The following is a 23,269-nucleotide window of genomic DNA, read 5'->3' on the forward strand; positions in this document are numbered from 1 at the left end:
AATAAACAAACCCATAATGAACATGCAGCGAAAACTACTCTTTCTGCCTTTGCTATGCTTTGTCCTCCTGCAAGCACAGGCTCAATCACCTTTGAGTGTAGAATACATCATGAGAGACCCGATGTGGATGGGTAATTTCCCTTCTTCAGCATCATGGTCAGATGACTCTAAGACTATTTACTTTCAGTACAACAAAGACAAAGACCCTGCAGACTCCTTGTATAAATTAGGATTGGCACAAAAAGGAGTGATTTCTAAAGTGAGTTGGAAGGAAATGAAATCTATTGAACGTAACTCAGAAGACTTCAATTCGGACAAATCTCTAAGACTCTACCAAGAGGATAAAAAACTGATGCTCGAAGATATGAGCTCCTTCACCTCGACCATGCTACTGGAATGGCCTGAGAATTTCAATAACCCGAAATTCATGGCTAATGAGCAGGAAATTTCCTTCGTGTCCAAAGGAAATGTTTTCGTCTATAACAGAGCCACCAAGGCTTTCAGAAAAGCAACCAACATCTCTACAGAAAACAAACCAAAAGACAGCTCCAAATCTGAAGAAGAAAAGGTGGCTTGGCTAGAATCTGAGAACCTTAAGCTACTTTCTGTGGTAAATGAGCGCAAAGAAAATGGCAAAAAGAGAAATGACTATAGGGAAGCCTACCGCAGTGAAGAAGAGCCTTTTACTTACTACACTGGAGGAAAAAGCCCGGTAAACCTCCAACTATCTCCGGATGGCAAATTCGCCACCTTCATACTTTACACTTCTTCTAGCAGCAAAAACACCATCGTTCCCGATTATGTAGATGCCTCTGGGTACACCACCGACCTCAGAACAAGAGCAAAAGTAGGAACTGAGCCTACCAAAACTGAAGTGGGTATATATGACCTGACGCGAGATACAGTCTATTTCATCGCCACTTCGGACTTGGAAGGAATCAAAGATTTACCAGATTATGTGAAAGATTATCCTGACAAAACTTGGGAGGAAAAAGAACGGGATGTGATGCTTTCAAGTCCATACTTTTCTCCTGACGGAAAAAAAGCAATCATACATGCTGGTTCTGCGGACAACAAAGACAGATGGATCGCATCAGTAGATTTGCAAACGGGAGAATTAAAAACCCTAGATCGTCAGCGCGATGAGGCTTGGATCGCAGGCCCTGGGATAGGCAGATCATCCTATGGCGGTACGTTGGGCTGGCTGCCAGACAGCAAGCACATTTATTTCCAGTCTGAAGAAAGTGGGTATTCTCATCTTTACGTGCTGGATGTCACCACAGGTGAAAAAAAGGCGTTGACTTCTGGAAAATACGAGGTATTCAATCCGTTCCTTTCAAAGGATAAAAAATCATGGTATCTGACTACTTCTGAGGTACATCCCGGAGAGAGACATTTCTACAAAATGCCACTTATGGGTGGAAAGATGCAGAAGCTCACCTCCATGACCGGAAACAACGACGTGTCGCTTTCTCCAGATGAGAAAAATCTTGCCATCATTTACTCCTACAGTAATATCCCTGCTGAACTTTATATCCAAGAAAACAAAGTAGGTGCTAAAGCTGAGCAGCTGACTTCTGGTCAAAGCGAAGAATTCAAAGCCTATGAGTGGAGAGATCCGGAGATCGTTTTATTCCCGGCAGAGGATGGCGCACAAGTTCATGCCAGATTGTACAAGCCAGATCCCGCCAAAAAGAATGGAGCAGCCGTAGTTTTCGTCCATGGAGCAGGTTATTTGCAGAATGTCCATAAATGGTGGAGTAGCTACTTTAGAGAATACATGTTCCATAATATGCTAACTGACTTGGGATACACTGTGCTGGACATAGATTATCGTGGATCAGCTGGATACGGCAGAGACTGGAGAACTGGAATCTATCGTCACATGGGCGGTAAAGATCTGTCAGACCAAGTAGATGGCGTGAAATTCCTCGTAGCAAATCACGGCGTAGATCCTGAGCGCGTAGGTCTCTATGGTGGAAGCTATGGAGGTTTCATTACGTTGATGGCACTTTTCAATGCTTCCGATACCTTCAAGTCAGGTGCCGCACTGCGGTCAGTGACGGATTGGGCGCATTACAATCATGGCTACACAGCCAATATTCTGAACACTCCGGAAGAAGATCCGATAGCCTACCGTCGCTCATCTCCTATTTACTTTGCCGAAGGTCTCAAAGGAAACTTACTCATGGCTCATGGAATGGTCGATGTGAATGTGCATTTCCAGGATGTGGTGAGACTTTCACAGCGTTTTATAGAGCTAGGAAAAGACAACTGGGAAATGGCAATCTATCCGGTGGAAGACCATGGTTTCGTAGAGCCAAGCTCTTGGACAGATGAATACAAGCGTATTCTGAAGTTGTTTAATGAGACATTATTGGAAGAATGATTTAGAAAAGAATGATTAGTAACCCTAATTGGGCATTTTCCAAATCCAAATAATCAAAATGGCTGGTCACATGATCAGCCATTTTTTTTTGTCATTAGGAAAATCCCCTAACAGCCGGAAGACGATTGGAAACCTGACTTTTTATAATTCTTCAAGCGCTTATTATATGATCACAAATTTTCCTCTCCCGGTTCATGAATACGAATAGCTCATTATGTTACGTTATATTAATTTATTTACAAAATTTGTAACATTAAATAAATAAAGTAACAAAATGCCCTCTAAAATTGCCGGACGTCTTTTGGAATCAGCTCAGGAGCTTTTCTGGAAATATGGAATTAAAAAGACAAGTATAGAAGAGATCGCGGAAAATGCTGAAACTAGCAAAATGAGCTTTTACCGCAACTTTGAAAACAAAGAAGACATCGCTAAGAAAGTGCTCACCAAATTCATGGATCATACATTTAAGAAATACACCGAGCTCATGAATTTGGATATTCCCTTTGAACAGAAGATGATTAAAGTGATGAATCTTGAGCACGATGAGTCTCAAAATATGAGCAATGAGTTTATCCAAGAAATAATCGCAAACGAAAACACAGAGCTCAAGTCACACTTCACGGCACTTTCAGATAAATATAATGCTGCATTCATCAGAGATTTGTTCAAAGCTCAAGAAGACGGATACATTCGAAAAGATATAAAAATCAGTTTCATCATGAATATGATTACCATGCTGAATGAGCAGATGACTAAGGAATCCTTTACTAGCATGTACTCAGAGCCTAAGGATGCGATCAAGGAGCTTGGGCAATTTTTCCTTTATGGTATATTCCCTCCTAGAGACCAAGAGTAATGATACGAGCGGGACTCATACTGTTAATCTCATGTAGTCTTCTTGTCCACGCGAAAGCCCAAGAGAAAGAGAAACTTATTTTCAACGGGCAACTATCTGCGTTTGGCAATTTTTCTCCTGATGTCAAAAATGAATTTCTCTTTGGTGGAAGATATATTCCTGAGTTATCCTATGCCATACCGTTGGATTCCACAGGAATAAACAAAATCGACTTTTTTGCCTCGGCCAATATCTCAGGATCTGCCAATTTCCATTCACTTGATGACATTAATGCGGACGGCAGCATTGATCCTTACCGAATTTGGGCCAGGTATTCGGGAAATCAATTTGAAGTACGAGTAGGATTGCAAAAGATTGATTTTGGCGTTGCCACTGTCTTAAGGCCACTTCAATGGTTCAACCAAGTCGATCCCCGTGATCCCTTGGCAATCACCAACGGCGTGTATGCAGCTTTGGGTAGGTATTATTTCCTCAACAATGCAAACATTTGGTTTTGGACGCTTTATGGAAACAAAGAAACCAAAGGCTATGAAGTTTTAAAAACCACGCCTAAAACCCCAGAGATCGGAGGAAGGATTCAATACCCTATTCCACGAGGTGAAATTGGCCTCTCCTATCATCATCGGCAGGCGAGTTCGGAGAATCAAGAGTTGATTCCTCACTATGAAAAAATCCCTGAAAATCGGTATGGATTGGATGTCAAATTCGATGTAACGATTGGATTATGGCTGGAAGGATCTCACATCCACAAGTCCATGGACTTGGGAATCCTGACAAATCAAACGCTGCTGAACGTGGGAGCTGATTATACATTCGGGATTGGCAGCGGGCTGAATGTGGTGGGAGAACATTTGCTTGGAACCTCTGATCAAGAGGCCTTTAGCTTTGAAAATCCTTCCAACAGTACTGCTGTGACGTTGGCTTACCCGCTTGGACTGTTTGACAATCTAAGTGCAGTCTCTACTTACAATTGGGAGGGTAGCTACGCTTCCGTATTTCTGAATTACCAACATCAGTTCCCGAAATTCTTGGGATATATCATGGCTTTTTACAATCCTGACACACGTGCTGGACTGATCGAAAGCGAACCCGAATATTCACTCACCGGCCCGGGCATACGTCTGATGCTGGTTTACAATCACTAACCGAAAAATAATCATGGAGAAAAAACCAATTATTTCAATCAAAGACGTCACCAAGCGCTTCAAAGACGGTGAGGGTGAATTCACAGCACTTAGTAAGATCAACTTAGAATATACAGCTGGGGAGTTTGCGGGATTTGTAGGTCCAAGTGGTTCGGGAAAAACCACGCTGTTGAACATCATCGGCAGTTTGGATAAGCCTACTGAAGGTTCTGCGATGGTAATGGGAAAAAGCATCTCGGCTCTTTCACACAAAGAATCTGCACTACTGAGAAATAAACACATCGGATTTATATTCCAGGTTTACAATCTCCTTCCGGTTTACACGGTGTATGAAAACGTGGAATTTGCGCTTTTGCTACAGGACTATTCCGAATCCGATCGAAAGAAAATGGTGATGGAAGCGCTGGATTGGGTAGGATTGACAGACTTGAAAGATAAAAGGCCATCCAAACTTTCTGGTGGTGAAGGACAGCGGGTAGCTATAGCCAGAGCGATGGTGAAGCGACCCGAAATCCTCATCGCCGATGAACCAACGGCCAATCTGGATGCAGCAAATGCACATACCATCTTGAAGATGATGAAAAAACTAAACCAGGAACTGAACACTACTTTTCTCTTCTCCACTCACGATGAGAAAGTGATGAAGTATCTGGATAGAATCGTCAATTTGAAGGATGGAAAAGTAGTGAAAGACGAATTGGTCACAGCCGAACTTGGTGTGCTATGAAACTCGCCTTTCAATTAGCCTATCGAAACCTCATGGGAGCCGGTTTGAGGACAATCCTTAATTCCGCTGTCCTATCGCTGTCTTTTGTGATTATCATTTTCTTCAATGGTATCATCGATGGCTGGGATAACCAAGCCAGAAGGGAAAGTATCAAATGGGAATTTGGAAATGGTCAGGTGTTGCATGAGGAATATGATCCACAAGACCCCTTTACGATCCAAGATGCACATGGGACATACCCTGATGATCCTACCCTTAACCCTATTCTTCTTGTTCAGGGTTCTATTTACCCTAAAGGCAGAATGATGTCAATCGTGCTGAAAGGAATCAAAACTGATCAAGAGATCCTTGCCATTCCTACAAATTTGCTAGCTAGTACCGATGCTGAGATTCCTGTTTTAATAGGAAAGCGCATGGCTGAAGCCGCAAAACTTGCCGTTGGTGATAATCTTCTATTGAGATGGAGAGATAAGAACGGAACATTTGATGCTCAAAACATTACCATCGCAGCCATTTTCGATACGGATGTAGGAACTGTAGATAACGGCCAGGTCTGGCTGGATATAGAGAAACTCTGGGCGATGACAGGTTTGCAGAGCGAAGCGACTATGTTAATCGCTTCTGAAGATAAGCCTTATGATATTTCAGGTTGGAATTACCGCAGTCAAGATAATCTCCTTCAGGAACTTACTGATATTATAACAATGAAAAAGTCCAGTGGCCTGATACTCTATGGGCTATTGATGACTATTGCGCTACTCGCGATTTTCGATACACAGGTATTATCCATTTTCAGAAGACAAAAAGAAATAGGAACCTACATCGCACTAGGAATGACCCGTCTCTCAGTGATTCGGTTGTTCACGGTAGAAGGTAGTATGTATAGTATTTTCGCTATGATTCTAGGTAGTCTTTATGGTATTCCGCTTTTACTATACTTAAGTAAAACTGGCATAGGAATGCCTGCTGCTTCGATGGACATGGGAGTAACCTTGGCAGAACGAATATATCCTATCTATGGAGTTGGGCTAATCCTTGGTACAATTGTAATCATCGTACTTTCAGCTACGATCGTGAGCTTTCTCCCTACTCGCAAAATCTCAAGACTAGATCCTGTAGATGCGATTAAAGGCAAGGTTATATGAAGATTTTCCTCCACTTCCTCAGCGTTTGTTTTTTTAAAAGTAAATCTAATTACCCCAAGCTACTGGACTCATGTTTAAATTCATATTAAAAGGTATTCTTAGAGATAGAAGCAGAAGCTTGCTCCCTATTATAATCATCACGATCGGCGTCACCCTTACTGTTTTACTAAGTGGCTATCTACGGGGTGTGATGGGAGATCTCACCGATCAAAACGCTCGCTTCCAAACTGGCCACGTGAAAGTGGTGACTAAGGCATACCGTGAAAACATGGATCAGTTGCCGCTGGACCTGGCAATCCTCGGGGTAGATTCCTTGCAGGCAGCTTTGGAACAAGCTTATCCATCGCTTCAGTGGGTAGAACGAACTAACTTTGGTGGATTGATCGACGTGCCCGACGAAAATGGCGAGACCAAAGGTCAAGGGCCGGCAGCAGGCATGGCAGTTCAGCTTTTTGACCAAAGTAGCGGTGAAATAGAACGAATGAATATTCTCGCTTCTTTGGTCTCAGGTACTGTACCTACCAATCCTGGAGAAGCCATTATTGCTGCGGAATTTGCAGAAAAACTCGACGTAAAAATCGGAGACGAAGTAACCTATGTGGGTAGCACGATGAACGGCAGCATGTCTTTCAAAGGCTTTGTTGTCACCGGACTGATTCGCTTTGGCACAGCTTCACTCGACAAAGGTGCCATCATCATAGACATCTCTGACGCTCAAAACATGCTCGATATGTACGATGGATCTACGGAGATTCTCGGATATCTTGATGATGCCGTATATGTAGATGAAAAAGCGACGGATACTGCTGATGACTTTAATCAAAAAACTAATCAAGAAGACGAATACGCTCCAGTAATGCTCACGCTAAAAGAACAAAACAACTTGGCTAGCTATCTGGACATGGTTGATGTGTATTCAGGGCTGTTCGTAGGGATATTCGTTTTTGCAATGTCGCTAGTTCTTTGGAATACGGGTTTGCTGGGTGGTTTGAGGCGATACCAAGAGTTTGGTATTCGTCTAGCATTAGGAGAGTCTAAAGGACAAATCTATAGTAGAATGGTCCTGGAAGCTATCATTATCGGAGCTATTGGATCGTTAATCGGAACGGCCATAGGCTTGGCACTGACATTTTACCTCCAATACAATGGGATAGACATCAGCGGAATGGTAGATGGTGGCACGATGATGATGCCTTCTATTATCCGAGCAAAATACACCCCTAACCTACTCTATTTAGGTTTTATCCCAGGTCTATTTGCGATGGTGATCGGAACGATGCTTTCAGGCATTGGAATTTACAAAAGGCAAACAGCCGTATTATTTAAAGAACTCGAAGTTTAACTACCCATATTATGAACTATCTATTAATCAGTCTATTCAGCCTATTTTTCTTCCCAAATCAGGATTATCCTGATGCAGAAGGAATCATCAAGAAAGTAGATGAGAACATGACTGCTAAAACCACTATCACCGAATCTAACATGGTGATTCATAGCAGCAGAAACAGTCGAACGGTGACTTCCAAAGGTTACAGTGAAGGCTCCGATCGCTCATTCACAGAGTATTTAGCTCCTGCTAGAGACAAGGGTACCAAGATGCTCAAACTAGAAGATAGACTTTGGATCTATTCTCCTGATACGGATCGCACCATACAGCTATCCGGTCACATGCTTCGTCAGTCTGTGATGGGTTCTGACCTATCCTATGAGGATATGATGGAGGACAGGAAACTAATCGAAATCTATAATTCTAAAGTGATCGGAGAAGAAGTAATAGATGGCAGAAAGACCTGGGTGATAGAGCTGATCGCCAAGGTGAATGATGCGACGTATCATAGCCGCAAAACTTGGGTTGACCAAGAACGATTTGTTCCTCTGAAAGAAGAACTCTTTGCCAAAAGCGGACAGATGCTAAAAAGAGTGATCCTCTCCGACGTTAAGAAGGTAGGTGGCAAATGGTACCCTATGAAAATGAATTATAAAGATGTACTTAAAGATGGGAAAGGGACGGATTTCATTGTATTGAATGTGGAGTTTGACACCCCGATTCCAGACTACATTTTTAGCAAAGCTTCTTTGAAAAAGTAATACCAACTAGTAGTTTATAAACCCAGATAGAAGAAATAGGCAGCCAAGTGGCTGTCTTTTTTTTGCCTACGTGCGAATGAATGGCTATGAAATTCATGACTTGCATTCTCACGCTCTTCTGAATCACGAGCTATACTCGCTGTCGGGAATTTGCACTACCGAAGCCCTATCATAGCATTTACAAGCTGAATACTTTCGCAACTATCATAGGCATTACAGTCTAAAAAATAAGACCTCACTTACTTTAGGTCAAAATCGGAAGGTTTAAACTAAATCACTTCAATGCGCGGTAATTAAAAAATCACCCATAAAAAAAAGAGTCCCGAAAACTCAGGACTCTTTTTCAATAATTAACTCATCAACAATTCTATAACTTGTGTCGGCGTGGTAATGCCGGCGACTTTATCATCTTCCAGCTCTCGGTGGAGCTCATACTCCAACTCGAAAATCAAACCAGAAACAAAGACTTTGTCCATCCTGAGGTCCTTTTCAAACGAGGCGTACTTACCTTTGCCTGAAATGTCAATTCCATATTGTTGGAAGACCTTAGTTATTTTGCGTAAATCCGTGAAATTTTTCATTGGGTAGGTAGGTAAAACCCTCGCTAATCTTGCCAATCAGCAAGGGTTGTTTTAGTATCATATTTAATTTTTACTTTTCTAATCAGTAGGGAAATGCAAAATTGGATGTGGAAAAACCTAGCGTTGAGGCAACTTCGGCCTGCCAGCCGTGGCTGGTCACCCCTCTTCCGTCACATTTTTCTCAACCTAAACATAGGCCGCAGCTTCGGATTCGAACTCCTCCACATTTGTATCTTCCAATTCGATGTGCTTTTTCTCAGCCTTACCTATTTTCACCATAAATCTGTCAAACAAGTAATAAATCACCGGAACAACTATAAGTGTCAAGAACATAGAGGAAAGCAAACCTCCGATAATTACCCAGGCTAAGCTGTTTTTCCATTCTGCACCCGCGCCAGTAGCCAAAGCAATCGGCATCATACCAATCACCATCGCGATCGTAGTCATCAAAATCGGACGGAATCGGATCTTAACCGCCTTTTCAAGAGCAGCCTTCACTTCTACACCTTCTTCTTTGAGCTGATTGGTGAAATCGACCAATAGAATCGCATTTTTTGCCACCAACCCCATCAGCATGATCAGACCCATGATGGAGAAAATACTCAAGGTACCTTTAGTGAGTGCCAGAGCAAGCAACGAACCTATGAGAGCCATAGGAAGTGAAAACATCACCACCAGCGGATATACATAGGAATCGTACAAGCCGACCATAATGAGGTAGATTAAAATGATGGAGGCCAAAAGTGCGATTCCCAGAGAACCAAAACCTTCTGCCTGATTTTTCATATCTCCATCGTAGTTGATCTGAACCTGCTGTGGCAGCTCCATCGCATCGATCGCGGCAGTCAACTCTGCACCTACCGTACCAGAAGGTACACCCGCTACCTGAGAGGTGATTTTCACAGATGACACTCGGTCTCTTCGCTCCAGTTTGGTAGGACCTTCTGACTGATTGACTGAGGCAAACTGCTCTAGCTTCACCAACTGCCCTTTTCTATTCAGAAAAGTAAGGTTTTGAACATCAGAGATAGACTTCCTGTCAAACTCATTCAACTTCACCATGATATCATATTCGTAGTCACCATCAGTGTATTTGGAATCATCGTTACCATTAAATGCCACCTGAAGTGCTCCACCTACCATATCCATAGATAGTCCCAGCTCGTTCATTTTGAAGCGATCCACTTCCACTCTGATTTCAGGATTTCCATCTTCAAGAGAACTTTCCACTTTTCGAGTGCCTTTCATTCCCAAGAGGATTGCTTCTATTTTCTCCGACACCATACGGATAGAATCCTTATCAGGACCAGATACGATCACCTGTATCGGCGCATCATTGGCTGTACCCATGATCGATATTGGCACACCTGTATATTCCGCTCCAGTGATATTTTCCTCCAGATAGTTCTCCACACTTCTGGCATAATCCGGACCTGTCATAGATCTGAACTCAGGCTCAACAAGCTTCACCGATATTTCAGCAGTAAAAGGAGACGATTGCGAACCAGTGAATTGTCCACTCGCTACCCCCACTGTGGTGAATACTTCGGTGACTTCAGGAAGCGTTCTCAGGTAATCTTCCACTTCACGTGTTTTGAAATTAGTCTGCTCCAGCGTGGCGTCTTTTGGCAACTCCAGTCTCATGATAAACTCACCTCTGTCGCCTTCACTCACAAACTCAGATCCAATAAAACCTTTGATCACCAAGAAAAACGAAGAGACAAACAAGACTAAAGTCAATCCTAATAAAACTGCTTTGTGGGCAAACCCCCATCTCAGAATTCCTATCAACCAATCAACAAAAGCATCCAAACCAGCTTCAAAACCATATACTATTTTTCCAAAAAAGGAATTTTTATCCAAATGCTCCAGCTTCGAAAACCGTGAAGTAAGCAGTGGAATCAGTGTAAATGCCACAAGCAAAGATATCAAGGTCGCCGTGGCTACCGTGATGGAGAACTGTGTCAAAATCCCTCCGATCAAGCCTCCTGTCAAGGCAAGTGGAACGAATACGACCACGATCACCAACGTAATAGAAACTACCGTTGCTCCAATCTCCCGAATACCATCATACGAGGCCTGAGCGATTGTTTTGCCCATTTCCAAGTGTCGGTAAATGTTCTCTATCACCACTATAGCGTCATCCACCAGGATACCTACCACCAGCGATAGCGCAAGAAGCGACATGAGATTCAAGGTAAAACCAGCTAGAAACATAACGGTAAAAGTGGCCACGATAGAAGCCGGAACAGCTACCATCACGATGATCGCATTTCGGATACTGTGAAGGAAAAGAAGCATGATAAGCGCTACCAGAACGATGGCGATCACCAAATCCTTGATCACATCATTAGCTGCTTCTAAGGTAAATTCAGAGGTATTTTGTGAGATTTGAAATGAGACGCCCTCAGCTGCATACGTTTCTTCTAACACGTGAAGCTCATGCTCCAGAATCTCAGAAACTTCTACGGCATTGGCATCAGGCTGCTTTTGAATAGTAAGTCCAATGGCCGAGTTGCCATTCAGTCTAGTCAAAATATCTTCGTCTTTGTAAGAATCAGCTATCTCTGCCACTTCCTTGAGCTGAATCGGAGATTCATCATCCCGGTATGCAATCACCAGGTTTTCTATGTCTTGAATATTCTGGAATTTACCCGCAAGGCGGATCAACACTTGACCTTCCTTATCCTTCAATCTTCCGGTAGGAAAATCCAAATTGCTCGCATTGATAGTCTGAGCGACTGCAATTGGTGAAATCCCGTAACCGTCCAGCTTATTTCGGTCCAAGTTTACTTTGATCTCCCGCTCGGTACCGCCTAGCATATTCACTTGAGCTACCCCTTTGATCTGTGCTAAAGAAGGCTGAATCTTATTTTTGATCAAGTCATAGAAATCTGATGGGTTCAGCGTAGAGTAAACCGCCATCTGCATGATCGGCAAATCATCTAAGTCAAACTTGCCCAAACTCGGTGGATCCGCATCGTCTGGAAGATCTCCCAAAATCGAATTGATCTTACGCTGTGCTTCCTGTATAGAGATATCTACGTCCGAACCTCCTTCCAGCTCTATCGTGATGATGGAGATACTTTCCTGAGATATGGAATTCATCGCTTTTATTCCTTCCAAAGAAGCAACTGCATCTTCGATCTTCTTGGTCACCGAGGTTTCGACCTCCGAAGGTGCTGCTCCAGGATATACCGTGGAAATAGTAATAAGATTCTGATCGAACTTAGGCAGCAACTCATAGGACAACTGCGAGTAAGAGAAAATCCCCAGCAGTGTCAAAACTGTGAACAGGACGACCACCATGGTCGAACGTTGAATGGATATTTTAGTGATTTGCATGATTACTGAACTTTCACTTTAGTACCTTCTTTTACATTGATCAGCCCAGATGCGATTACCTCGTCGCCAGCTTTCAAGCCATCAAGAATCTCTACCGTCCCGTCATCCAGCGGATTGATTTTTACAGGCTGATAGACGGCCACACCATCTTTGATCAGGTAAACTCCAGGATTTTTCAAGCTTCCAGTTATAGATTTTCTGTCGATTTTGAGCACTTTTTCTTCCTGAGCAAATTTGAATTGCGCCGTACCAAACATCCCTGGTTTGATCTCTGCCTGATTTGGACTGTTCATGATCAGTTCTACCTGATATTTGAAAGAAGCATCTGCCTTATCCGAGATGAAATTTACTTTTCCAGTGAATTCCTGATTGGACATAGCATTCACGCGCACCGAGATCTCATCACCTTTTTTGACTTTGGCTATCTCTGATTCCGTCACATTCACTGCCAACTTCAAAGGCGACTTATTGATAATATCTGCCAAAGGCATTCCCGGGCTCACTAGTGTTCCCAATTCATAGTAATCTTCGTTGATAAAACCAGCAATGGGAGCAGTCACCTTGGTATCATCCAGTCGCTTTTTCAAAGCAACTAACTGCGCATCTGCGATTTTGAAGGCATTCTCATTTTCTTCCAATTGCTTCTTGGTGATAGCGTCAGTTTCTGCAAGATTTTCGAAACGCTTCAAATCTTTTTCCGCTTGGTCTCTCCTTAGCTTAGCTATGGTATATTCAGAACTGATCAGACGGTCATCGATCTGCACGATCAAATCTCCTCTGCGAACGTAGTCACCTTTTCTTCTTTGGATCTTGACGATCGCTCCAGAAGTCTCAGACATGAGTTTCAATTCCTGAGAAGGTTCAAAAACCCCATTTGCCTCAAAATTCCTATTGACTGTTTGCTCTTCCACCTTCTCTACGGTCACGGAGATGTACTCACTGGACTTCATGGCTAGTGTGGCTGCTTCGTTCATTTCTTCCTTATTGTTGTAAAGCGTGTAGGCAACTGCGCCTACACCTAGTAGTAGGAATGCTATAATTATAAATTTTTTCATCTGATTGTAGTTTTTGATTTTCCCAATAGCTTAGGCAGAAATCTTGAATGACTGAATGACCGCGATTCTTGTGGTCCACAGCATGCTCAATTTCATGGTTGGTATGAGTTTTCTGTTAGAGTAAAAGATTTTTGATTTTTCCTGAGGAATTCAGAATTTCCAATTGGGCGATTCGCACCTGTATAATTTGATTGTTGTAATTGGCCTGAGCTTCGCGTTGCGTAGTCTCAGCTGCAAGCAAGTCCGTCAAAGGACTAACTCCCTCTTTGTAGAGCAAGGTCGTTTCACTCATGACATCATTGGCCAAATCCAGATTGCTATCCAGTGAGGCAAGGGTACTCAGCGAGTTATAATACTTATTGACAGCATTCTGATATTCTAACTCCGCGGCATCTTCCGCCTGCAGTCGATCTAGATTCAACTGATTAGCACTTACTTTTGATTGTGCAGCTTTATACTTCGTCTGCATTCCATCGAAAATTGGAATCTCTAATCTCAAACCAATCAGAAATCCCTGATACCAAGTTTTATTTTGGCTTAGAAAATCGAAGTTCTCTGAAAAGGCATTCTTGTTGAAATCAGCAAAGCCGACTAGTTGAGGCTGATGAGCCGCCTTGATATTCTTGTATTCGTACTCGTACAATTGCTCCTGCACTCCTAGTACCTGAATATCTTTTCTGTCGAAAATATTGAAGTCATTCACTTCGAAACTCTTCACCTTTTGGTCCATATCTGCTACGGATTGATCGAGGGTAATTTCTGCTTGAACAGGTATTCCCATCAAGAGTTTCAAATATCCTTCTCGCTGATAAATGGCTATTTCGAGATTCTCTAGTTCACTTTTGATTGAGGTCAGGTTCACCTTCACCCTGTTCAGATCTACTTTTCGGGCAAGGTCATTGTCATATTGAGACTGAAGGATTTTCTCCAAACTCTCCAACTGATCTATGTTTGCTTGTAAATTTTCTCTCTGAAGTTCCAATTGAATCACTCCAAGGAAATTCATGGATATTTCATGAATCACATTTTCTTCGGATTGCTCGGCCAAAATCTGGTAAAATTCCTCCCCCGTTTTCGCTGCTTTGAGTCCGATCAGATAGGAGTTGCTAAAGATCAGCTGATTTAACTCGAAACCAGCTTTTAGCGATTGCGGCACTCCAAGCTGGATTACGTTAATTTCACCCGGGTCTCCACCAAAAATCCCTCCTGGAACAGCCTGTGGAAATACATCCAAGAAATTATTGTACTGGCCATACGCAGAAAGCTGTGGCAAACCTGCCCCCCTGATCTCATTGCGCTGGTATTTCGCCTTCTCTTTGTCAAGTACAGCTTTCTTCAGTGTTCTGTTATTCTCTAAGCCGATTCGAATACTCTCCTTCAATGTGAGCGTATCTGGAAGGCTTATTTCTATCTTCGGCTGTTGACCTATCGCAAGGGCAGGCACCAAAAAGAAAAATGCATAGGTTAGGTACTTTCTTAACATGTCGTTGTAAACTAGTTTGTTATAATAATTATAGTTGGTTCATTTTTTAAAGAACTAAGTCTTCAAATTTTTTTAGGCTTTAATTTTATTAAAGCGCTCAAACAAAGCCGGGATTTCCTTTTTGAAAAAGGCCAGAAAGTTTGAGAATTCTATCATTTTACAATTGAATTCAGGATTCTTATCCGTTCTTACTTCGAGCACCTCATCAATGAATTTTTGGATTTCAGCGATGTTCTCTAGTTCCTGCTGAAAGTCTTTTTTCCAATCACTGACTTTCAAAGCAAAATACCTCTTCCTGTCGCCAGGTCGAGTAGAATACACGCATCGGTCCTTAGCCTGCAGGAATGTAAGCGCATTACTTACCGCACTTTTACTCACCCCTAAGTGCTCCACGATTTCATCGAAGGAAACTTCCCCTTCTTCGTGAATCAATAGCAATCCGATAATTCTACCTACTAAAGGCTGCATTCCTTTGTGCTCATGGAATACTCCTATTCTTTCGATCAGTTCCTTATGTCTGGTGGTTAATATCATTTTCAAATTAAGTGGTTATGTCCTCTCAACGGCTCAAAGGTAAACAAAGTTCAGTTAGTTCTGCAAATAGAGAACCAAGTTTTTTCAAAATTTTTTACTGGGAGAACAAAGTCTTTGATCTAATTAAGTTAGCTAGCCCGTATTGAGAGAACTTTTGCATCCTTGAATTCATTGTAAACTAACACCTACCCGAACAATGGTTAGCTTATTTGTCAAAAATATGGTCTGTCCGCGATGCATCATGGCGGTAAAGGACGAGTTGGATCAACTTCAGATCCCCTATTCTAGGGTTGAATTGGGAAAAATAACCTTACCCAAATCCCTAGATATCCCTGAGATCCAACGCTTGGCTGATTCTCTCCGAGACCGTGGTTTTGAACTATTGGAAGAGCGAAAATCCACGTTAGTTTCTCAGATTAAAACACTCTTAATTGAGCAAATTCAACATTCAGAAGAGCTTTTGACCGAGAACTACTCCAATTTTATCTCCGAGCGTCTCCATCACGAATACACCTATTTAAGTAAGCTTTTTTCTCAGGAGGAGGGAATCACAATAGAGAAGTACATCATACGCCTGAAAATGGAACGAGTGAAGGAATTGATTTTTTACAAGGAGAAAAGTCTCTCAGAGATCGCAACACTTCTAGGCTACAACAGTGTGGCATACCTTTCTGCACAGTTCAAGAAAGAAATTGGAATGACAATCAGTGCTTTTAAAAGACAAACAGCACTTGGTAGAAACAGTTTGGATGAATTATGAGGTGTTGGCCAGTTTAAGTTTAAGTCATTCCTCAGAAATTTTGTTGACCTTTCATCATTAAAACGTTTTTAAAAATAATTAGAATTCGTTAATTATGGATTCAATTTAACTAACCTAAGATTCAATTGTCTTTTACCAATACATCCACTTTTGTCACACAGGATACTGAGTGTTTATGGGAAGAGCTCAGATCAGGTAATAGATCGTCCTTAGAGGCGATATATAGATTTCATATCAACGACCTGTATAATTTCGGCATGAGCCTACACGCAGATGATATGCTGGTCAAAGACGCCATTCAGGATGTTTTTATAGACCTCTGGAATTATAGAGAAAAATTAAGTGCTGATGTAGTCATTAAGCAGTATTTATTCAAATGCCTTGCAAACAGAATTCAGAAAGAATTGGGCAAGAATTTGCGAAGGTCAAATCTTCATCGAATGAATATTCAAGAAACATCGGTCAAATCTTTTGAGGAGGTCTTGATCCAAAATCAATCAAGCACAGAAATTTCCAAGAAAATCCAAAAGGCAATGAATCACCTGCCAGTCAGGCAAAAAGAAATTCTTCAATACTTATTTTTTCAAAAACTTACCTACGAAGAAGCGTCCAAACTATTGGAAATAAATATCCGCTCTACCTATACCCTAGCTTGGAAAGCTATCAATACGCTCAAAAAAGCAATAAGCGTCATGCTACCACTTTTGATTTTTTCATAAGGTAAACCGTACCCTCTGATCTAGTTAAAACTTACACTTTTCGAAATCAAGCCAGAAGTCTATTGCCAGATCTAATTTTTTTTTAAAAAAAATGCAGTTCCGAAGGATAACTTTTACTTATCCTCTCCTTAAGATAATGAATAGAATCATTATGGATAAATCAAAACTCTCAGCAGAAGATTTTGTGTTAGACTCACATTTCAGAGACTGGGTACTGCATCCCAACAAACAAAGAAATCTAATATGGCAAGCATACTTAGATAAAAATCCTCAGCACGTCAAGGAGATGTACATGGCTCGTGAGATCATTTTGAATTTACCCACCACTACCTATCAGATCGACGAAGAAGAAATTTCCCTCCTATGGGATGAAATAGACCTTAAATTAAGCAGAGAACCTATCCTCCCTCAAGAAAGTCCTCCAGTCCCTATTCATTCAAAAGCCACCATCACCAAGCATATCTCAACCACTCCTCATACGTTGTTCAACTATTCTTTGTTGAAAATTGCTGCTATGCTAGCGTTGACAGCCTTGCTAGGATTTCTTTACTATTCCCTCCCTGAGAGCCAAATAACTCAACCAATCAACTGGCTCACTTATAGTACCAACCCGGGAGTAAAATCTACTATCACACTAAGTGATGGGTCTAAAGTCACCCTGAACGCAGGAACAACTATCAGTTATGTCCAAAATTTTGCAGGTGAATCCAGGGAAATATTTCTTGAAGGAGAAGCATTTTTTGAAGTTGCTCACGATACAATTAAACCTTTCATCGTGCACACAGAAGATATTGTCACCAAAGCGCTCGGGACATCTTTCAACATCAAAGCTAACAAATCTGAAAAAATCGCCATTTCCCTGGTCACTGGAAAAGTAGAAGTCAAATCTCAAGAAGTATTGGAATTCCAAGATTATTTAACTCCAGGTGAACAAGTAAACACTTTTGCAAAAGGTAATTCATGGGAGAAAGGCTCATTCGATAAAGAACGTGTAACAGCTTGGATGAATCAAACCATCATTTTTGATGAAACCCCACTGCCTGAGGCGATCAAAATCCTAGAAAATTGGTTTGGTGTAACCATTACAGTAAATCACTTCAAAGATCAAAATTTGACACTTTCAGGAAAATTCAAAAATGAAACCCTAGCTAATATTCTAGAAGGTCTAAGCTACACTGCGCGATTCACTTATGAAATAAATGGTAATAAAATACAAATCAATTTTACACAATAACCCCCTCTTATCTATGAAGCAAAACCTAAAGAAGTACCATGCGAAAACGACTGAAGATGCGTCAACATCTCCAGTCTGAGGTTTCTGAATGTCTCGTCAAAGACATTCAGGATTTTGAACAAACCATAAACCATAGTTTAATCCAAATTGAAAGTAATGAAAAATGACTTACAGTTACGAATTACAACTTTATCTAAGAGATTTTTCCAAATAATCTTAGTAAAGCTCCTTACCATGACTGTTCTTTTTGCTGCTACTGGCAAAATTCAGGACAAAAGAATGGATGAGGTACAAGTAAACATGCACCTACAAAATGCTACTGTAGAAGAAGCTTTTCAGAAAATAGAAGAAGCTACAGGATTTAATTTTGTATATACCAATAAGGAAATCAAAGGAATTCCAAAAGTTCAATTGGATGTCAATTCCAACGTCTTTAATGCATTGGTAGAAATGTCTAAGCAGACAAAATTAGAATTCAAACAGATCAACCAAAACATCATGGTCAGAAAGCGGACCGTGTACATTCCCGAAACTGCTGTAACCATTGAAGAAGCGGCAGCAATTTCCATTTCAGGTGTGATTGTCGACCAAAGCAACATGCCACTTCCAGGTGCTACTATCATGGAAAAAGGCACTACCAATGGCACCGTAACGGATATTGATGGGAAGTTCAACTTAGAAGTTGCTTCTTCGCAAGCTATCCTCGCCATCTCCTTTATAGGAATGGAGTCTATGGAAGTCCCTGTAGGCGAGCGTAGAATTTTTAACATTACCATGATGGACGATACCCAATCCTTAAATGAGGTGGTGGTAATTGGTTATGGCACGCAGACCAAAAGAGAAATCACCTCTGCTGTGGCTAATGTCACAAGTGAGGAATTTGTCCAAACTGGTGTACGCTCGCCAATGGAATTGATCCAAGGAAAAGTAGCAGGTCTGAATATCGTACGTACACAAGGAAACAACCCTAACGGTGGAACTGACATTCAGCTTAGAGGTCTTACCTCCGTAGTAGGTACGACACAGCCGCTGATCGTTATTGATGGAATACCAGGAGGTAATCTAGACCTTTTGCAACAAGATGACATTGCCACCTTCGATGTGTTGAAGGATGGATCTGCAGCAGCTATCTACGGTACCCGAGGTAATGCAGGGGTGATTTTGATCACTACCAAAAAAGGAAAATCCGGTCAGTCGAGATTTGATTATTCTACTTACTTCCAGCGGGAATTTGTGGATAGAAGACCAGACAACCTTTCTGCGAGTCAATACCGAGATCTTATCTCTCAGGGTTTAATAAGCGAAAACAATGACTTAGGGGCATCTACAGATTTGTATGATGAGCTTCTAAATAAAGAGAACTTAAGCCAATATCACAATTTCGCTGCCTCTGGAGGAAGCCCTACCAGCAATTACCGGGTATCATTCTTTTTCAATGATGCGGAAGGAATTGCAAAGGAAAATAGTAGAAAGCAATATGGTGGTAGAATGAGCTTTAGCCAGACAGGTCTTGAGGATAAATTGACATTAGCTACTAACATGGCTATTAACCTATTCGATGCAAACAGACTTGGCGGAGGAGGAGGAGATTTCGAACAAGCCATTCAGAGAAATCCTACAGCACCTATAGTTAATGCTGACGGCACCTTCGTGGAAACTGAGGCTTTCAACAACTACAATCCGCTTTCAAGATATGCAAATAGAATCAACGAAAGAAAGCAAATGAATCTCTCAGGAGATGTGCGATTGACACTGGACATCACAGAAGGTTTGACTGCTTCGATTTTCGGCGCACATCAACGCACGAGCTACAACGACCGGTACTACCAGTCTATGAATGATTTTGCCAATCGACCTACTTCTGAATACCGAGGAACTGGCTACGCCTCCAAGGCAAACTATGTAAATTGGAATAACACGCTGGAAGCAACGGTGAATTACAAGAAGAACTTCAATTTGAAGCACAACTTGGATATCATAGGAGGTTACAGTTATCAGTATTTTACCACTGAAACTTATAATGTAAACAACTCTGGATTCACTACAGACGGCTTCTTAGATTGGAATTTAGGTGCAGGTAGCGCCATTAATAACACACTTTTGCCACGCCCTGGAATGGGTTCCTTCAAGGATGACAATACTTTAATAGCGTTTTTTGGCCGTGCGAGCTATTCCTATATGGACAAGTACTTTGCTCAGGCCACTTTGAGAAGAGAAGGCTCCTCCAAATTTGGAGACAATCACAAGTGGGGTAATTTTCCTGCAGTATCAATAGGATGGGCGCTGACAGAGGAAAACTTCTTGAGCAATAACTCTACGGTAAACAACCTAAAGATGAGACTTGGATACGGTGAGACGGGCAATCAAGGAATTGGAAATTACCTTTCTCTGGTGACGTTGAGTACCGGTGGTGTTTATCCACAAGAAGGTATTTTCTACCAGACCTACGGTGCAGCTAGAAACCCTAACCCAGATTTGAGATGGGAGAAAAAGAAAGAGTGGAACCTAGGTTTCGACTTCTTACTTTTCAATAACAAGCTGACAGGATCCTTGGATTTCTATACTAGGAACACAGAAGATCTCTTGTATAACTATACCGCTCAGCAGCCGGCTTTTGTCAAAGGCTCTTTGCTTACTAACGTGGGAAGCATCAATAACAAGGGAATAGAACTATACTTAAGCTCAACCATCATGGAAAAGGGAGATTTCTCTTGGCAGATGGACCTGACTGCAAATACCCAGATCAATGAAATCACCTCTTTATCAAATGATGTGTTTACGGTATCCTGGATAGAAACAGGTGGACTTCCTAGTCCTGGTAACTTGGGCAACGCCATCCGAGTAGAGGAAGGCGGAGCAGTAGGTAATTTCTACGGTAAGAGATTTGCTGGCTTCAATGAAGACGGTAAGTGGTTATTTCACAAGGCTGATGGGACTACAGGTACAGCAGGAGAAATGAGTCAAGAAGATCTGACAATCATTGGAAACGGGGTTCCTAAGTACATGGCATCCTTGAACAACGTGTTGAGATACAAAGGATTTGACCTCACTATATTCTTTAGAGGCAAGTTTGACTTCGACATCCTCAACACAAAAGAGATGTACTTCGGAAATAAAAAATGGCTTCCAAATAACCTTCTTGAAAGCGCGATCACAGATCACGCTCAATTAAATGATGATCCTCAGTATTCTGACTATTACTTAGAAAATGGATCTTTTGTAAAACTAGACAACATCACCTTGGGCTACACCTTCAAAGTAGGTGGCAAATACGTCAAAAACCTTAGAGTCTATGGTTCAGGACGAAACATCGCTACTTTCTCAGGCTACTCAGGATTAGATCCTGAGCTTCAGGATGTGGGATTCACGACTGGTATCGATGGCAGAGGCTTTTATCCTCGTACCAAAAGCTTCACACTTGGTCTAAATGTTGGATTTTAAATAAGGAATAATCATGAAAAAATATTTCAATAAATTATCCGCTGCACTCACTCCCGTAGCTCTTTTGGCGACGGTATCTTGTACAGACTTGGATGAGACTATTTATAGCGAATTATCAAAAGATAATTTCTACAGTAGTAAAGTGGAAATTATGCAAGGGGTACTAAGACCCTTCACGCACATGCAAGCCTGGCTAGCTCCTACTGGCCAAAGTGGCTACTACTACCACACCGAATCTGCAGCTGACCAGATCGCCTGGCCTCAAAAAGGTCGCCATGGATATGATGGTGGCGATCACGTACGACTGCACCGCCATGAGTGGACTCCACAAGAGAATAGACTTCGTGGTTCTTGGGGGTTGATGTGGGAAGGCTTGGGCTATGTCAATGCCTTATTGACTGACCTTCAGGATGTGGATTTCGCTGCCGCTGGCTTGACCGAGGAAGACAAGGAATCGATTCTCGCTGAGGTGAGAGTGATGAGAGCTTTCCACTACATGAAGATCATGGATATGTGGGGCAATGTCCCTATCGTGACTACTGTAGGTGAACCAATCAACCCCGAGACTAGAACCAGAGCTGAAGTATTCCAGTTCGTAGAGGAGGAACTACTTGCGAATGTTGAAAAATTACAGCCTCTCTCTCAGGCAATGGTAGGAAGAGTATCAAAAGCTGCAGGTTATGCAATGCTTTCAGAATTGTACCTGAATGCTGAAGTTTGGGCTGGCACGCCTAGATATGATGATTGTATCCTTTATTCTGATAAAGTCATCAATGGAACGGGTGGTAGCCTGATGGGAAATATGAGATTAGATGCCACGATAAATGGTCCCTTCTCTAATCAAAACCATCTTTCTCCAGAGAATATCTTTCAATTTGCTTTTAGCCGAGAAGGAGGGTTTACCTTCAACTGGGCTGGATTCTTCTTTGGATATAGCAATATGTCAAGAGCACTGAATGTAACTTATAGCGGCTGGAATGCCTTTGTGGTAATTCCTACAGCATTTGATGCATATCAAGAAAATGATCTAAGAAAGAAAGATTGGTTCTTATTTGGTCCACAAACTGACTACGACACTGGAAAGCCTATCCTCGGAACTGAAGAATGGGCAGATGAGCCATTAGTATATGTTAATAATATTCGTAGAAACTCTGAAGGTGCTACAGGTGAAGGGTCAATGACTGAAGGAGAAGAAAACTCAGGTGCTAGATTTCATAAATACAAATCTGGAACTTCTGACGAAGAAGGAGTTTATTGGGAAAATGATTATGTCATCTACCGTTTGACTGAAATCTATTTCAATAAGGCTGAAGCTCTGATGAGAAAGAATGGGGGACAAGCCAATTCAGAGGCAGTTGCTATCGTGAACGAATCCAGAAAAAGAGCATTTAGTGAAGCAGATTGGTCAACGGCTGCTTATACGACAGCTACACTTACAATGGATGAGATGCTTGCAGAAAGAGGAAGAGAATTTATCTTTGAGGGTAAAAGAAGAGCAGACCTGATTAGATTTGGAAAATTCACCTCTGGTACTTGGTGGGATAAAGACCCTTCGGAAGCTACCAGAGCTTTGTTCCCTATTCCTCAAGTTCATTTATCTTTGAATCCGAATCTGGCTCAAAACCCAGGATATTAAGTTAAAGGGATATCCGAGTTGAAGCCCATAAAAGTACAAGCTTTGCTCTAGTGCATAGCTCTAAAGACAAAACGCAGAAGTATGTCCTGCGTTAAGTTACTTTACTAGGTGAAATACGTTTATTTCTAGGA

17 protein-coding genes are annotated in these 23,269 nt (G+C 41.8%); 12 read left to right on the forward strand and 5 right to left on the reverse strand.

Features of this window, described 5'->3' with window-relative positions:
- Positions 1-22: 22 nt before the first annotated feature.
- From ABJH64_RS01855 to ABJH64_RS01885, 7 genes are all read left to right on the forward strand, one after another.
- Positions 23-2,389: a S9 family peptidase gene (locus tag ABJH64_RS01855; protein ID WP_348299574.1), complete on the forward strand. Its 2,367-nt coding sequence runs from the start codon at positions 23-25 to the stop codon at positions 2,387-2,389.
- A gap of 274 nt (positions 2,390-2,663) precedes the next feature.
- Positions 2,664-3,245: a TetR/AcrR family transcriptional regulator gene (locus ABJH64_RS01860; protein ID WP_348273871.1), complete on the forward strand. Its 582-nt coding sequence runs from the start codon at positions 2,664-2,666 to the stop codon at positions 3,243-3,245.
- Positions 3,245-4,390 carry a hypothetical protein gene (locus ABJH64_RS01865; protein ID WP_348273872.1) on the forward strand — a complete coding sequence of 382 codons (1,146 nt, stop codon included), beginning with the start codon at positions 3,245-3,247 and terminating at the stop codon, positions 4,388-4,390. Before ABJH64_RS01860 ends, ABJH64_RS01865 begins: the two co-directional genes overlap by 1 nt.
- 13 nt (positions 4,391-4,403) lie before the next feature.
- Positions 4,404-5,117, forward strand: coding sequence for an ABC transporter ATP-binding protein (locus tag ABJH64_RS01870; RefSeq protein WP_348273873.1), 714 nt, complete (start codon positions 4,404-4,406; stop codon positions 5,115-5,117).
- Positions 5,114-6,262, forward strand: coding sequence for an FtsX-like permease family protein (locus ABJH64_RS01875; RefSeq protein ID WP_348273874.1), 1,149 nt, complete (start codon positions 5,114-5,116; stop codon positions 6,260-6,262). The genes ABJH64_RS01870 and ABJH64_RS01875 overlap by 4 nt, the downstream gene beginning before the upstream one ends.
- A gap of 70 nt (positions 6,263-6,332) precedes the next feature.
- A complete protein-coding gene (locus tag ABJH64_RS01880) occupies positions 6,333-7,604 on the forward strand; it encodes an FtsX-like permease family protein (RefSeq protein ID WP_348273875.1) in 1,272 nt (423 codons plus the stop codon).
- 11 nt (positions 7,605-7,615) lie between these two features.
- Positions 7,616-8,350 (forward strand): outer membrane lipoprotein-sorting protein, encoded by a 735-nt coding sequence (locus ABJH64_RS01885; RefSeq protein WP_348273876.1) that lies wholly within the window; start codon positions 7,616-7,618, stop codon positions 8,348-8,350.
- Between the two features lie 350 nt (positions 8,351-8,700).
- On the opposite strand, the gene ABJH64_RS01890 is transcribed toward ABJH64_RS01885, so the two are convergent.
- The 5 genes from ABJH64_RS01890 to ABJH64_RS01910 all read right to left on the reverse strand — a co-directional run bounded on the left by ABJH64_RS01890 (position 8,701) and on the right by ABJH64_RS01910 (position 15,348).
- The gene (locus ABJH64_RS01890; RefSeq protein ID WP_348273877.1) at positions 8,701-8,931 is read right to left on the reverse strand and encodes an acyl carrier protein; all 231 of its coding nucleotides are present in this window, start codon (positions 8,929-8,931) and stop codon (positions 8,701-8,703) included.
- Positions 8,932-9,117: 186 nt separating this feature from the next.
- Complete coding sequence (locus ABJH64_RS01895) at positions 9,118-12,276, reverse strand: efflux RND transporter permease subunit (protein WP_348273878.1); 3,159 nt, start codon at positions 12,274-12,276, stop codon at positions 9,118-9,120.
- A 2-nt stretch (positions 12,277-12,278) separates the two neighbouring features.
- The gene (locus tag ABJH64_RS01900; RefSeq protein WP_348273879.1) at positions 12,279-13,331 is read right to left on the reverse strand and encodes an efflux RND transporter periplasmic adaptor subunit; all 1,053 of its coding nucleotides are present in this window, start codon (positions 13,329-13,331) and stop codon (positions 12,279-12,281) included.
- Positions 13,332-13,446: 115 nt separating this feature from the next.
- Positions 13,447-14,814, reverse strand: coding sequence for a TolC family protein (locus ABJH64_RS01905; protein ID WP_348273880.1), 1,368 nt, complete (start codon positions 14,812-14,814; stop codon positions 13,447-13,449).
- Positions 14,815-14,886: 72 nt separating this feature from the next.
- The gene (locus tag ABJH64_RS01910; protein WP_348273881.1) at positions 14,887-15,348 is read right to left on the reverse strand and encodes a MarR family transcriptional regulator; all 462 of its coding nucleotides are present in this window, start codon (positions 15,346-15,348) and stop codon (positions 14,887-14,889) included.
- 196 nt (positions 15,349-15,544) lie between these two features.
- On the opposite strand from ABJH64_RS01910, the gene ABJH64_RS01915 reads away from it, so the two are divergent.
- The 5 genes from ABJH64_RS01915 to ABJH64_RS01935 all read left to right on the forward strand — a co-directional run bounded on the left by ABJH64_RS01915 (position 15,545) and on the right by ABJH64_RS01935 (position 23,138).
- Positions 15,545-16,108 carry an AraC family transcriptional regulator gene (locus ABJH64_RS01915; protein ID WP_348273882.1) on the forward strand — a complete coding sequence of 188 codons (564 nt, stop codon included), beginning with the start codon at positions 15,545-15,547 and terminating at the stop codon, positions 16,106-16,108.
- A 125-nt stretch (positions 16,109-16,233) separates the two neighbouring features.
- Positions 16,234-16,827 (forward strand): sigma-70 family RNA polymerase sigma factor, encoded by a 594-nt coding sequence (locus ABJH64_RS01920; RefSeq protein WP_348273883.1) that lies wholly within the window; start codon positions 16,234-16,236, stop codon positions 16,825-16,827.
- A gap of 136 nt (positions 16,828-16,963) precedes the next feature.
- Positions 16,964-18,061, forward strand: a complete 1,098-nt coding sequence (locus tag ABJH64_RS01925; RefSeq protein ID WP_348273884.1) for a FecR domain-containing protein — start codon at positions 16,964-16,966, stop codon at positions 18,059-18,061.
- A gap of 234 nt (positions 18,062-18,295) precedes the next feature.
- On the forward strand, positions 18,296-21,502 hold the full coding sequence (locus tag ABJH64_RS01930; protein WP_348273885.1) for a TonB-dependent receptor: 3,207 nt from the start codon (positions 18,296-18,298) through the stop codon (positions 21,500-21,502).
- Positions 21,503-21,515: 13 nt separating this feature from the next.
- Positions 21,516-23,138: a RagB/SusD family nutrient uptake outer membrane protein gene (locus ABJH64_RS01935; RefSeq protein ID WP_348273886.1), complete on the forward strand. Its 1,623-nt coding sequence runs from the start codon at positions 21,516-21,518 to the stop codon at positions 23,136-23,138.
- Positions 23,139-23,269 lie beyond the last annotated feature (131 nt).

It is taken from the genome of Algoriphagus sp. (genome assembly GCF_039969895.1).
Classification (GTDB): domain Bacteria; phylum Bacteroidota; class Bacteroidia; order Cytophagales; family Cyclobacteriaceae; genus Algoriphagus.

Bases quoted from the DNA above. Each gene is read 5' to 3' on its own strand.
- ABJH64_RS01855 (WP_348299574.1), top strand. From the start codon at position 23: ATGCAGCGAAAACTACTCTTTCTGCCTTTGCTATGCTTTGTCCTCCTG.
- ABJH64_RS01860 (WP_348273871.1), top strand. From the start codon at position 2,664: ATGCCCTCTAAAATTGCCGGACGTCTTTTGGAATCAGCTCAGGAGCTT.
- ABJH64_RS01865 (WP_348273872.1), top strand. From the start codon at position 3,245: ATGATACGAGCGGGACTCATACTGTTAATCTCATGTAGTCTTCTTGTC.
- ABJH64_RS01870 (WP_348273873.1), top strand. From the start codon at position 4,404: ATGGAGAAAAAACCAATTATTTCAATCAAAGACGTCACCAAGCGCTTC.
- ABJH64_RS01875 (WP_348273874.1), top strand. From the start codon at position 5,114: ATGAAACTCGCCTTTCAATTAGCCTATCGAAACCTCATGGGAGCCGGT.
- ABJH64_RS01880 (WP_348273875.1), top strand. From the start codon at position 6,333: ATGTTTAAATTCATATTAAAAGGTATTCTTAGAGATAGAAGCAGAAGC.
- ABJH64_RS01885 (WP_348273876.1), top strand. From the start codon at position 7,616: ATGAACTATCTATTAATCAGTCTATTCAGCCTATTTTTCTTCCCAAAT.
- ABJH64_RS01890 (WP_348273877.1), bottom strand. From the start codon at position 8,931: ATGAAAAATTTCACGGATTTACGCAAAATAACTAAGGTCTTCCAACAA.
- ABJH64_RS01895 (WP_348273878.1), bottom strand. From the start codon at position 12,276: ATGCAAATCACTAAAATATCCATTCAACGTTCGACCATGGTGGTCGTC.
- ABJH64_RS01900 (WP_348273879.1), bottom strand. From the start codon at position 13,331: ATGAAAAAATTTATAATTATAGCATTCCTACTACTAGGTGTAGGCGCA.
- ABJH64_RS01905 (WP_348273880.1), bottom strand. From the start codon at position 14,814: ATGTTAAGAAAGTACCTAACCTATGCATTTTTCTTTTTGGTGCCTGCC.
- ABJH64_RS01910 (WP_348273881.1), bottom strand. From the start codon at position 15,348: ATGATATTAACCACCAGACATAAGGAACTGATCGAAAGAATAGGAGTA.
- ABJH64_RS01915 (WP_348273882.1), top strand. From the start codon at position 15,545: ATGGTTAGCTTATTTGTCAAAAATATGGTCTGTCCGCGATGCATCATG.
- ABJH64_RS01925 (WP_348273884.1), top strand. From the start codon at position 16,964: ATGAATAGAATCATTATGGATAAATCAAAACTCTCAGCAGAAGATTTT.
- ABJH64_RS01930 (WP_348273885.1), top strand. From the start codon at position 18,296: ATGACTGTTCTTTTTGCTGCTACTGGCAAAATTCAGGACAAAAGAATG.
- ABJH64_RS01935 (WP_348273886.1), top strand. From the start codon at position 21,516: ATGAAAAAATATTTCAATAAATTATCCGCTGCACTCACTCCCGTAGCT.